Source organism: Acinetobacter sp. FDAARGOS_515, from assembly GCF_003938865.1.
Taxonomy (GTDB): Bacteria; Pseudomonadota; Gammaproteobacteria; order Pseudomonadales; family Moraxellaceae; genus Acinetobacter; species Acinetobacter ursingii.
Genome location: NZ_RKIX01000003.1, coordinates 837,246 through 850,109, shown reverse-complemented (window position 1 = coordinate 850,109; position 12,864 = coordinate 837,246). Strand labels below are relative to the sequence as shown.

12 protein-coding genes are annotated in these 12,864 nt (G+C 41.4%); 7 read left to right on the top strand and 5 right to left on the bottom strand.

What is annotated here, in order from left to right:
• Positions 1-61: 61 nt before the first annotated feature.
• Complete coding sequence (locus tag EGS47_RS05520; RefSeq protein WP_125269291.1) at positions 62-2,290, bottom strand: primosomal protein N'; 2,229 nt, start codon at positions 2,288-2,290, stop codon at positions 62-64.
• Positions 2,291-2,446: 156 nt separating this feature from the next.
• On the opposite strand from EGS47_RS05520, the gene gspF reads away from it, so the two are divergent.
• From gspF to EGS47_RS05500, 4 genes are all read left to right on the top strand, one after another.
• A complete protein-coding gene (gene gspF / locus EGS47_RS05515) occupies positions 2,447-3,652 on the top strand; it encodes a type II secretion system inner membrane protein GspF (protein ID WP_004991557.1) in 1,206 nt (401 codons plus the stop codon).
• A gap of 23 nt (positions 3,653-3,675) precedes the next feature.
• On the top strand, positions 3,676-4,128 hold the full coding sequence (gene gspG / locus EGS47_RS05510) for a type II secretion system major pseudopilin GspG (RefSeq protein WP_044434219.1): 453 nt from the start codon (positions 3,676-3,678) through the stop codon (positions 4,126-4,128).
• A 330-nt stretch (positions 4,129-4,458) separates the two neighbouring features.
• The gene (locus EGS47_RS05505; RefSeq protein WP_004994178.1) at positions 4,459-4,797 is read left to right on the top strand and encodes a hypothetical protein; all 339 of its coding nucleotides are present in this window, start codon (positions 4,459-4,461) and stop codon (positions 4,795-4,797) included.
• Between the two features lie 133 nt (positions 4,798-4,930).
• On the top strand, positions 4,931-5,269 hold the full coding sequence (locus tag EGS47_RS05500; protein ID WP_044434017.1) for a tRNA-binding protein: 339 nt from the start codon (positions 4,931-4,933) through the stop codon (positions 5,267-5,269).
• Positions 5,270-5,334: 65 nt separating this feature from the next.
• On the opposite strand, the gene lnt is transcribed toward EGS47_RS05500, so the two are convergent.
• Positions 5,335-6,894, bottom strand: a complete 1,560-nt coding sequence (gene lnt, locus EGS47_RS05495; RefSeq protein WP_044434015.1) for an apolipoprotein N-acyltransferase — start codon at positions 6,892-6,894, stop codon at positions 5,335-5,337.
• Positions 6,891-7,730 carry an HlyC/CorC family transporter gene (locus tag EGS47_RS05490; protein WP_004991545.1) on the bottom strand — a complete coding sequence of 280 codons (840 nt, stop codon included), beginning with the start codon at positions 7,728-7,730 and terminating at the stop codon, positions 6,891-6,893. Before EGS47_RS05490 ends, lnt begins: the two co-directional genes overlap by 4 nt.
• A 190-nt stretch (positions 7,731-7,920) precedes the next feature.
• Here EGS47_RS05490 and tusA point away from each other — a divergent pair, with 190 nt between their 5' ends.
• Positions 7,921-8,178: a sulfurtransferase TusA gene (gene tusA / locus EGS47_RS05485; RefSeq protein WP_004991544.1), complete on the top strand. Its 258-nt coding sequence runs from the start codon at positions 7,921-7,923 to the stop codon at positions 8,176-8,178.
• Between the two features lie 2 nt (positions 8,179-8,180).
• Positions 8,181-8,777, top strand: a complete 597-nt coding sequence (locus EGS47_RS05480) for a LysE/ArgO family amino acid transporter (protein WP_125269290.1) — start codon at positions 8,181-8,183, stop codon at positions 8,775-8,777.
• Positions 8,778-8,834: 57 nt separating this feature from the next.
• Here EGS47_RS05480 and EGS47_RS05475 read toward each other — a convergent pair whose 3' ends face one another.
• Positions 8,835-9,962: a hypothetical protein gene (locus EGS47_RS05475; protein ID WP_125269289.1), complete on the bottom strand. Its 1,128-nt coding sequence runs from the start codon at positions 9,960-9,962 to the stop codon at positions 8,835-8,837.
• Positions 9,963-10,315: 353 nt separating this feature from the next.
• Positions 10,316-12,028, bottom strand: coding sequence for an electron transfer flavoprotein-ubiquinone oxidoreductase (locus EGS47_RS05470; RefSeq protein WP_125269288.1), 1,713 nt, complete (start codon positions 12,026-12,028; stop codon positions 10,316-10,318).
• A 189-nt stretch (positions 12,029-12,217) separates the two neighbouring features.
• On the opposite strand from EGS47_RS05470, the gene EGS47_RS05465 reads away from it, so the two are divergent.
• Positions 12,218-12,844, top strand: a complete 627-nt coding sequence (locus EGS47_RS05465) for a DUF1285 domain-containing protein (protein WP_125269287.1) — start codon at positions 12,218-12,220, stop codon at positions 12,842-12,844.
• The last annotated feature ends 20 nt before the right edge of the window (positions 12,845-12,864 follow it).

Genomic DNA, 12,864 nt, shown 5'->3' with positions numbered 1-12,864 from the left:
TTCCTTATCTCACCAGTATAAACATCATTTAAAACAAGATAGATGTCAGATCATGAACATTTTAGTTAAATTCCTGTGGATCAACATCAATTGATAAACGTAATTGATGCTGTTTGGGTAAATGTACCACTTGCGCCCACCATTGCCGTAAAAAGAAGTGCATACGTGCGCGATCTTGCGACAAGATCACCATATGCGCCCGATAGCGTCCAGCTTTGCGTTCCATCGGCGCGGGAATAGGTCCCCAAATCTCAATGCTATCCTGCGCCATTAACTGTAATTGGGCAGCGATGTCGGCTAAGAATTGCTGACTATAGTCACGGTTTTTAGAATCTGAACGAATCAATACCGCATAACGATAAGGGGGCAATAATGCAGCTTTACGCTCATGGAGCATATGTTTGGCGACAGCACGATAATCTTTTTCGATCAGCGTGATGAGCATGGGATGATCAGGTCTCAACGTCTGTAAATAAACGTCACCTTTATGTTCCCCACGTCCAGCGCGACCAGACACTTGTACAATCAATTGTGCAGTACGTTCAGGTGCACGGACATCGACAGACAGTAAACCTGCATCAATATCTAAAATCGCAACCAAGGTGACATAAGGAAAATGATGACCTTTGGCGAGCATTTGTGTGCCTAGCAAGATCATGGGTTGATTTTGCTGAATCCGATCATAAATTTTCTGCCAGCTTCCGACCCGACTGGTGCTGTCGCGGTCGACCCGAATCACATCATGATCTGGAAAAAGTTCATTCAAATGTTCTTCAACTTTACCTGTTCCCATTCCGAGAGTCTTTAGGCTCTGATGCTGACACTCTGGACATTGATCGGGTAAGCGCTGAATCGTACCGCAATGGTGACAATGCAGATAAGTGTAAGGTTGAGTATGCAGCGTAAAATGCGCATCACAATGTGGACAATTGGCTTGCCAGCCACAGCTTTCGCAAACCAAAACAGGTGCATAACCCCGGCGATTCAGAAAAATGAGCACTTGTTCTTTTTTATCCAGTTTTTTTTGGATTTGCTCAATCAGTTGTTGACTCAATCCTTGCTTTTTCTTGGCAACCTTTAAATCAATCACATGCATTTTCGGCATGAGTGCCACACCCGCACGTTGATTGAGTTGTAGCAGTTTTAATTTTTCCTGTTCGACCAGATGGTAACTATCAATACTTGGTGTAGCTGAGCCTAAAATAACAGGGCAGTTTTCTAAATGCCCTCGATACAGCGCCACATCCCGTGCATGATAACGAAAGCCTTCCTGTTGTTTATAGGAAATATCGTGTTCTTCATCCAGAATGATTAAACCAAGATTATGCAAAGGCGTATAAATAGCAGAGCGTGTGCCTAAAATGATTGAAGCTTTGCCCATTTTGGCCTGTTGCCATGCTTGCAGACGTTTGGAGTCGTTTAAGCCCGAATGCATCAGCGCAACATCACAATGAAAACGTGATTTAAATCGGGAAATGGTTTGCGGAGTTAGTCCGATTTCAGGCACTAAAACCAACACTTGCTTACCTTGTTTCAACACCTCATGCATGATGTGTAGATAGACTTCGGTTTTGCCACTGCCTGTTAAGCCGTCCAGTAAAAAAGCTTGATAATGATGGAGCGACTGAACCACGTGTTGAATGGCTTTTTTCTGATCGTCGTTGGGCGTGAGGGGCATTTGTGCCAATTGAACGGGTGTCGGTCGAAAATCTTGTGTTTCTAAATGACATTCGACCAGATCCTTTTTTGCCAAAGCGCGTAAAGTCGCAGTTTCTACTCCACTTAAATTTAAAATATTTTCGGTCGTTCCAGTTGGGTGTAATTTTAAAATTTGATAGGCTTCAAATTGCTTTTGCGAGCGTTTAAGTTTGGATTCTGCATCTTCACAAGGTTTGATTTTCCAGATATGCGCCAAAATATCCAATGGTTTGCCTTGTCGTAACAGTGCAGGCAAAGCCGCTTGCATCACCTCCCCAATCGGAAACTGATAATACTGTGCTGACCATGTCAACAAAGTTAAAACTTTGTCATCTAAAATGGCATCATCATCAAGCAACTCAAAAATAGCTTTGAGCTGAAACCGTGAATCCAGTGGAACATCTGGCGCGATTTTCTCAGTAATGATGCCAATCAATTTTTGCCGACCAAAAGGAATTGCCACGCGCGCGCCAACCTGAGCCTGTTGATATTGAGCCTGAGTTAAGCTGTAATCAAAGGTCTCATACAGATAGACAGGTACAGCGACCCGAATACGGTAAATCTCTGTTTGAGGTGGCGGCGTGTTTGGCATAAATCTGTATCGTCACTATTTTTTAAGATGATTCGTTTTCGGATGATAGGTGCTGTGCTAAAGTGTGCAAAGCTGTAATGCTCCGAAATATGAGGGATTGTGTAGGAAAGATGCAACAGCTAACCGATTATTTTTTGGAAAAAATTAGAAAAGATCATGCCTGCCTATCAATTTACTGCCATTGACGCTTCGGGAAAACAGCAAAAAGGGGTGCTGGAAGGGGACTCTGCACGACAAATTCGCCAGCAATTGCGAGATAAAACTTGGACGCCGATCGCCGTTGAACCCGTTGAGCAAAAAGATAAACATCAGCAACGTTCATGGTTTCAAAAAAAGTTTAGTGCTTATGATCTAGCGCTCATGACGAGGCAGCTTTCTGTATTGGTGGCAGCGGCGATTCCACTTGAAGAAGCATTACGTGCCGTGGCTAAACAAAATGAAAAAGCCCATGTGCAGAATTTACTCCTTTCGGTACGTTCCAAAGTACTAGAAGGACATTCGCTGGCACAGGGCATGCAGCAATCAGGACGTTTTCCTGACTTATATATTGCCACCATTGCCGCAGGTGAACGCTCTGGACATTTGGATCTAATACTCGATCAGCTTTCCGATTACACCGAAAACCGTTTTGCTATGCAAAAGAAAATTCAGGGTGCGATGATTTATCCAATCATTTTATTGCTGATGTCCTTTGCAATTGTCATGGGGCTTATGACCTATGTTGTCCCAGATATTGTTAAAACGTTTGACCAAAGTAAACAGGCCTTGCCGTGGATTACCGTGGCTTTGATGAAAGCCAGCGATCTGATTCGTCATACATGGCCGTTCCTATTGCTGATCAGTATCATTGGCATTATTGCTTTTGTCCGCTTTTTAAAAACCACCGCAGGCCATTATGCATTTGATCGTTTAACGCTCAGATTGCCATTATTTGGTAAATTATCACGTGGTATAAATTCGGCGCGTTTTGCTAGTACCTTATCGATTTTGACTCAATCGGGTGTTCCTTTAGTCGATGCGCTTAAAATTGGGGCAGCAGTGAGTAGTAATTGGGTGATTCGTGATGCGATTAATATTGCGGCGGAAAAAGTCACGGAAGGGGGAAACTTGGCAACCCAGCTTGAACGCTGTGGTTATTTCCCGCCAATGATGGTACAAATGATACGCAGTGGTGAAGCATCGGGCGAACTAGACCGAATGTTGCAGCGAGCATCCGATATGCAGGATCGTGAAGTCACAACATTCATCTCAACCTTATTGGCGCTGCTTGAACCGTTGATGCTGGTGTTTATGGCGGCCATTGTACTGGTGATCGTGATTGCGGTCATGCTGCCAATTGTAAATATGAATAATATGATTTAATGAGTTGTATGTTAGAGATGAAAATGAATAAGCAGAAAATGCAGGGTAATAAAATTATGAACCAACAGTCTGGATTTACACTTATTGAAGTGATGGTCGTGATCGTAATTTTAGGTGTTTTAGCTGCATTGATTGTTCCAAATGTGATGGGGCGTGGTGAAAAAGCCAAAGTCGATACCACACAAATCACCTTAAAAGGTGTGGCAGGAGCATTAGATCAATACAAACTAGACAATGGTCATTATCCATCTATGCAAGAAGGTGGTTTGGATGCGCTTGTGACTCAGCCTGCCACTGCGAAAAACTGGTTGCCAGGCGGTTATGTCAAAGGGGGCTATCCGAAAGATAGCTGGGAAAATGATATTCAGTATGTGATTCCTGGTACCGAGGGTCATGCCTACGACTTATATTCTTTTGGGGCAGATGGAAAATCTGGCGGTGAAGGAAATGATGCGGATATTTACTACAAACCTTAAAATTTAGTTTTAAGATCATAGGTAGCATTTTTAAATGAAGTGCTATCTATTTAAAATAATGTCCTTGGCTTGATGGGAATTATGGATGGGTTGAATCGAATTAGAAAATAAAACATTGTAATGATAATACATCTCAATTTTTAATTTTAATTTATTGTATTGATTTTTATATAATTTAATAAAATATCAAGATATGAGATTTATAATAAGAACTATTCCCATATTTACTGATTACAAGATAAATGAATTATGAATAAAAATAGACTTTTTATTTGATTAAAACCTTGCATAATAGTTTTTAAGTCAGCCATTTTACTGTCGGAGGATAGCATGAAAGCATTATTTTTTTCGGATGAAATTCATCAGTTTCATTGGTCAATGCTCAAATCTGTTCTCCTGATTTTGAGTTTACTTCCACTGAGTCAAGGCATTTTAACCCTTTGGCAAATGTCAGACGCAACTAGCCAAATTATGGTAGGTTTCATTGCGCTGAGTATATTTAGTGCGATTCTAATTTTAAGTTTTTATTCAGCGTTAAAAGCAACGGTATTAAAAATTGTGCTTGAACAACAAATTTCAAATGTTGAGCAAGTTATCGTTTCTATTTATCGTTATGTTCCGATGTTGAGTCTAGCTGCAATGTTATCTTATCTGACTGCGACACTATAACGATGATGTATGATCGAACGAGGCTGATGCCTCGTTTTTTTATTGCGTGATTATTTTTTTAATTTTTATTCTTTTCAATCAGTTTAAACAGTATGCATAATCCTCATTGAAATAAATAACAGGAATAAGTGCGATGGATTTAATCGAATGGCAGGATTTTTTAAAAGTAGAACTGCGTGTCGGTAAAATTATACAGGCTGAGGTTTTTGAAAAAGCACGTAAGCCTGCGTATATCTTGCATGTGGATTTTGGCGAAGAATTAGGGATTAAAAAATCCAGTGCGCAAATTAACAAGCTGTACCAACCAGAAGATTTAATCAATAAACTGGTGGTTGCAGTGGTAAATTTTCCTAAAAAACAGATCGGCCCGATTCAGTCCGAATGTCTGGTCACTGGGTTTCATAATGCAGAGGGAGATGTGGCGCTTTGTGTGCCTGATTTTGACGTGCCAGTGGGAACAAAATTATTATAGTTTTGATGCATATAAAAACCGAGATTCAGCAGAAATCTCGGTTTTTTGAAGCGGTAAATCGGACGTTAACGTCGTGATTTAAAGCTGACATTGACTTGTTTGGGGCGATAAAACCAACCCATGATTAAGAGTAACAATGAAAAGCCTAAGATTGGCCAGTCACTTAAACGAGTATATAGTGTCTCACCCTGCATCGCAGGCAATTCACCACGGAGCACGGCTTCTTTATCAATGGGTGCTTGTTTAACAATATGACCATTCTGATCGATAAACGCTGTTACACCCGTATTGGTGGCACGAATAAACCAGCGTCCATTTTCTTTAGCGCGCATCTGCACCATTTGTAAATGTTGCATGGGGCCTGCGGTTCCAGTAAACCATGCATCATTGGAAACCGTCACCAGAAAGTCACTATTTTCCGCATTACGTCGGGTTAAATTTGGATAAGCAATTTCATAACAAATGGCAGCAGCAAGTGGATGGCCCTTAATCATCAAGGGTTTTTGATCGTTCGCCCCTTGACTAAAACCACTCATCGAAGGATCATTTTGTAAGGCAGGCAACACCCAACTCAGTAGTCCAGAAAGTGGAATGTATTCACCAAAAGGGACTAAACGTTGTTTTTTATATAGCCCTGATGAGTCACTGCCCGAGGCCATAATACTGTTGTAGTACTGTGGCGTTCCAACCTGCTGAGAAGCGTCCATATCCCAATATGGAATGCCTGTTACCCATGCTGAACCTGTTTTTTTTGCTTGCTGCTGCATGGCATCTAGAAAAGGTTCAATGTCGGTTTGAAACATCGGAATGGACGATTCAGGCCAAACGATTAAATCACGCCCCCATTCTGTGCGGGTCAAATTGGCATAGATCATCAAGGTTTTAACTTGATATTCAGTCAGCCATTTTAGATCTTGCGGAATATTACCTTGAATCAGAGATACAGATAAGGGTTTGCTGTTTTTGGGCTGAACAAATTCAATTTTCGACGCTCCCCATGCACCCAATAATAATAACGCTGATGGAATCACCCAGAAAATACGACGTTGTAAAATTTCAACCAATGCGCAGGCCAGTATGATGACCGCAAAGGAAACTCCGAAAATTCCGAATAACGGCGCATAACCATCCAGAAAACGTTCGGTGAAAGCATAACCTGCAAAAAGCCATGGGAAACCTGTAAACACCCAAGTTTTTGCCCATTCAAAGAAGATCCAGAGTGGTGCAAACGTCAGCGGTGTTTCGGGGAAAAACCGACGATATAGCCAAGTTTGAACTGCGCTAAACAGTCCCATGACTAAGGCCATAAAGCCAATCATGAGTACACTTAAAACAGCATTGGTATCGCCGTAGACATGGATCGAGGTATAGAGCCAAAATGCTCCGACAAACCATAAGCCAAAACCATAGGCCCAACCGATCCCAAACGCTTGTTTAGCTGTACGGTTTTTGAGAGAAGCATATAATAATGCTGGCGACAAAATCGCCAGCCACCAGTAATAGTAAGGCGCAAGTGCCAGACTAAAAATAGCACCAGCACAGAGTGAAATCAGCAGGGGAATAATAAAGGGGAGTTGTTTTTGTTGCTGGGAAGATCCTAACAATGTATTAAAATATGTTCTCATTTACGAACAGCTCGAATCAGATGAATGGTACGTGCATCTGCTTCAACGATGGTAAATTCCCAATTTTCAAGTTCAACGGTCTGACCCTGCAAATCACTGACTAAACCAATTTCCTGAAGCAATAAACCGCCCATAGTTTCTACTTCATCGTCAGAAAAGTCTGCATCTAAAACGGTATTAAAGTGTTCAATCGGTGTAAGTGCCTGTACCAACCAAGTGTTTGCTGTTTGCTGTGTCGGATCTGGCACAATGTACTGCGCCTCTTCATCGGCATTGTCATGTTCATCTTCAATTTCACCGACAATTTCTTCTAAAATATCTTCAAGCGTGACCAGACCAGATGTCGTCCCGTACTCATCAATCACAATCGCGATATGCGTTTGCGTGTGTTTAAGCATACGCAAAACTTGATCAGAACGAGCACTTTCTGGAACAAACAGCGGTTGTCGCATTAAGGCACGTACATCAACTTTCGCACCTTGTTCGGTCAGAAAAGGCAGTAAGTCTTTAGCAAGGAGAATTCCCACTACATTATCAGGTTGATCGGATGAGAAGACAGGAAAACGAGAATGTGCTGATTCAACCAGAACGTGCAAAATATCCAGTAATTCATCGTCTTCTTGCAAGCTGATCATGGCAGTACGTGGAGTCATGACTTCACGAATTTTGGTGGCAGGAAGGTCTAGAACGCCTTCTAGCATTGCCACAGTATCGGGTTCTAAAAAACGCTGTGAATCCTGAACGAGTTTTAACAGTTCGTCACGGGTTTCTGGTGCAGTGCCTAACCATTTTCTTAAGCCACGCATACCCCACGATGGGCCTGATTCCTCTTGCATGATCTTTCCTAAAGACTCTTAATGTGTCAATCAATGATTTTTAATCATACCGAAGAAAAATGGCTTATGCATTACTAAAACGATTGGAAAACGTAAATGATTCAAATTGATGAGTCAGCTTTTTTTGCTTTTTCTAGGAGACTTAACTTTATGGTAAACTATGCCCCTGTTTTTGAACTCAAGTATAGGCATGTTTTCACCAGATTTAACTCCGACCATTCAATTGAATACACGCGGTTTGCGTTGTCCTGAACCTGTGATGATGCTGCATCAAGCCATTCGGAAGTCTAAGTCAGGGGATGTGGTGGAGGTATTGGCGACTGACCCATCCACTTCATGGGATATTCCCAAGTTTTGTATGCATCTGGGACATGAATTGTTGGCTCAGGAAGAATTGAAGGATGCAACAGGTTTAAAAGAATATCGTTATCTGGTGCAAAAAGGATAATGATGTCGACCTATTTTTCAGGTTTATTACTAGGGTTTTCCTTAATCTTAGCCATTGGCGCACAAAATGCTTTTGTTTTAAAACAGGGTTTGCTCAGACAACATGTCTTTTGGGTGTGTTTAATCTGTGCAGTTTCAGATGCATTGCTGATTTCATTGGGCGTTTTTGGTTTCGCAAGTTTACTCAGCCAACAAGTATGGTTGATTCAAGCAATGAAATGGTTTGGTGCCATTTTTTTATTCGCTTATGGTTTACGCAGTTTTTATAGCGCTTATACCACCAAAGACGGGTTACATGCGGCAGGGCAGAAAGTCAATTCTTTAGCACAGACTTTAATTTTGTGTTTAAGTTTTTCGTGGCTGAATCCACATGTTTATCTGGATACCGTTGTGTTATTGGGTTCTATTTCTTCTCAATATGCCAATAAAGCTGCTTTTGCTGCTGGAGCGGTGACAGCATCGTTTGTTTTCTTTTTTAGTTTGGGTTTTGGTGCAAGATTGCTTGAACCCGTATTCGAAAATCCAAAAGCTTGGAAGGTTTTGGATATCATTATTGGTGTAGTGATGTGGTTGATTGCATGGTCTTTGCTTGATTCATAAGCTTGCAATGGGTCAGTAAAATAATCAAGCCTTATGCAAAGGCTTGATTTTATAAATTTAAATTGCATATCGACTAAGTAAAGTCAGTGGGGTTTTGCCACTTAAATACGCTTCGGGTAAAAATACAATATGACCGCCATGCGTCTGAGCCGCATCGATGATATGGTGAATAACATCGGTAGGCGTAGAGTCATCTTCTGGTGCGGCGCTAAATTCTATACGCTGCTCGTTTTCATCAATAAAACCATTTACCGAATAACCTTGTTGTACATAGAGCGTGTCGATATTTCCCTGTAAAGCAGCCTGATAAATGTGTTGTAAATCAGTCACAACCCGCTCGCTTCCATAAACTTGATCCAGTTGATTGGCATGATTTTGATGAATTTTATTCTGATAATCTTTTAATGCATTTTGAACACTGTCTACGATATGGCGTGGTTCGCTATTCTCCAGTTGAGTGACATTGTCGACCTTGATAATAATTTGGTTAGGATGATCGCAGATGGTTTCGTAGAAACTGATATTGCGACGATCAGCAACAAGCACAATTGGCAAAGGTTTTTGTGCATGAATCACCTGTACATTTTTATCCACTCGATTTAAAAACTCTTTAAGATAACGATCTTCCTGTGCAGCAGCAGATCGCTCTGCGGCAGTCAGGCTATATAATGTTTCATTTTTGACTGGAAAAGCGCCATGTGGCAAAAGCGGAGTGAGTTCAAGATCCAGTTCTGAAAACTCGTGAATAACGCGATTGTTGGATGCTTGTATCAAGCGGCCCATTTCACGCGTCACGACCACAATATAATAATCCAGTGCATAAGACAGTTCTCGAATAAAGTCGCGCAATACAAATTGCGTATCAATCATAATTCTGGCTTGAGTTTTAAACGGTAAACAAATCACCTCGACCTGATCAGCAGTCGCAAAAATGGCCAAAGTATCTAGATAATAGTTGGGATTTAATTCATCCGTTTTTTCATGAATACGCTTTAAAAATTGGGCAACAAAAACTTTGTCATAAGTTTTCAGTAATTGTTCTTCGAGTTGTTTGAGTTGATTTTTTAGTGCGATATGGTCTTGTTGATTATCTGGAAAAGTACGATGGGTCGGAACAAAAATCGAAACTGCTGGGTTAGCACGTATATTTTGAAGTGATTGCAGTGTGTGTTTTAAATCAAGCATGACTCTCATCCTTTTTTCAAATCATGTGAAGAAAAGTGATCCCTTGCCCAAGATGTGATCTGAATATTGATTCATAGACAAAGACTTGAGTAAATTGGCTAAAAGGTGACAAACCCGCAATTAACAAAGGAATCAGAAAAAATAAAATGTTTAAAAATTAGTCTATGCATTTCTGCGCTCAAATTAGGTAACAAAGATTGATAGAAATGTAAGCAGATGAGCAGAATAAAATAACGCACTGGCAAGAAATAAAAATGCACCGCAATTTAAATTACGGTGCATTTGAAAACAGATTAAGTTTTATCGTTCGGGGGATGAGAAGCCGTTATAGCTTCGCAAGCACTATCCAAAGATTACATATTCGGATAATTCGGACCACCGCCACCTTCAGGTGTTACCCAAGTAATGTTCTGTGATGGATCTTTAATATCACAGGTTTTACAGTGAACACAGTTGGCTGCATTGATCTGGAAGCGCTTATTGCCTTCACCTTCATCCACAATCTCATAAACCCCTGCTGGACAGTAACGCTGTGCAGGTTCATCCCATTTCGGTAAATTGACTTCGACTGGAATACTTGGATCGGTCAATTTCAAATGCGATGGCTGGTTTTCTTCATGCACTGTATTCGAGACAAATACCGAAGACAAACGGTCAAAAGTCAATTTGCCATCTGGTTTTGGATAAGTCGGTTTAAAGGTGGCTTTATCCTGAGTCTTTAATACGCTGTAGTCTGGTTGTAAGTCATGTAAGGTAAACGGCACTTTAAAGATATTTTGATCCAGAAAGTTAAACGCACCACCAATCCACAAACCAAACTTATGCATTGCAGGGCCAAAGTTACGGCTACGATGTAACTCTTCTTTGAGCCAGCTATTGTCAAACTTTTGCGTATAGGCGGTCAGTTCTTTATCAAAGAAATCCTCACCTTCAAGCACACGGGCAATGGCTAAATCACCACCTTTTTCTACACCACGCGCAATCGCTTCAAAGACTGCTTCACCACATAACATGCCTGATTTCATGGCGGTATGAGAGCCTTTGATTTTGGCAAAGTTTAAGAAGCCAGCATCATCGCCAATCAGACAGCCACCCGGGAAGGTGAGTTTAGGTAAAGAGTTTAAGCCACCTTTCACAACCGCACGAGCGCCATAAGAAATGCGTTTACCACCTTCTAAATACTGCTTAATCAGAGGATGAGTTTTCCAGCGCTGCATTTCCATGAACGGGAACATATGCGGATTTTCATAGGATAAATCCACGATCATTCCCAAAGTCACTTGGTTGTTTTCAGCGTGATATAACCACCAACCACCTGAAGAGCCAGTTTCAGTCAGTGGCCAACCTGAACCGTGCATGACCAGACCTTCTTTATGTTTGGCTGGATCAATTTCCCACAGTTCTTTAATCCCGATACCGTAATGCTGCGGATCTACATCTTTATCCAGATTAAATTTGCTGATCAAGCGTTTACCTAGATGACCACGACAGCCTTCTGCAAACAAAGTGTATTTGGCATGGAGTTCGTAACCTGGCGCAAAATTATGCGTCGGCTCACCATCTTTACCAATGCCCATGTCGCCTGTTTGTACGCCTTTGACTGTACCATCTTCATGATACAAAATTTCAGCAGCAGCAAAGCCCGGGAAAATAGACACTTCTAATTCTTCAGCTTTTTGACCTAACCAGCGCACCACGTTGCCGAGCGAGATGACATAATTGCCATCGTTATGCATGGTTTTTGGCACCATCCAGTGCGGTGCTTCCTGAGATTTTTCATCAGAGAGCAGGAAGTAGGTTTTGTCTTCAGTCACAGGGACATTTAAAGGCGCACCTTCTTCTTTCCAGTTCGGAAATAGCTCATTGATGGCACGTGGCTCAAGGACCGCACCAGACAAAATATGAGCGCCCACTTCGGAGCCTTTTTCGACGACGCAGACGGATAGATCGGGTAAATTATGTTCAATCGCAAGTTGGCGAATTTTAATCGCAGACGATAGACCCGCAGGTCCAGCACCAACGATCACTACGTCAAACTCCATCGCTTCGCGTTCGATGTGCTCCATGTAGGACTCCTCATATTGCTAAGGGTGGCAACCGTCACATCAGCGCTTCGGTGCTGCCATGAGTGTTCTTTAATGTCTAGACACAAACAGACAATCGTGTCTTAAATAGTTTGCGGCTAGTATAGTTTCAAACCCTGATCTAGCCAATTGGCTGAGTCGTTATATTTTCTCGTCAGCAAGGCATAAACCATGGTAAATCATCATCATTCGTCTCAAGAGACAAACCAGTCAACATCGTTAGATGATAAAAACTTAATGAGTATCGCACAATATCTAAAAGATGCACAGCAAAGTCACAAAAGGTCAATTCCACCTCTTGACCAATGGCATCCAAAGCATTGCGGTAAAATGGATTTGATCATAAAAGCCAATGGAGAATGGTGGCACGAAGGTCAATTGATCAAGCGGCAGGCGCTTTTAGATCTATTTTCTAAAGTGCTTTGGAAAGAGGATGCAAAGTATTATTTAAAGACACCCGTTGAGCAAATTGAGATCGAGGTTGAAGATGAACCTTTGCTGGTCAATCAAGTCGATGTGGTCGAGATTGAATGTAAATCTTTTATCCAATTAACCACCACCAATCAAGATATTGTGATCGTGGATGAGGAACATCCGATTTTTATGCGTGGTTATGTAAGTGAAGCAGGAGAAGAGGAATTACGCCCTTATGTACATGTGCGCTTTGGTTTAAATGCCTTAATTCAGCGCGCCGCTTTTTATCATTTGATTGAGTTGGGTGTTTTGACTGAAAATTCTGATGGAGAAGCAGTGTTTGAGTTAAAAAGTGGTGATTTGCTCTTGCAATTGAGCAGTTGAGGTTTAAGCTTAATTCTGAA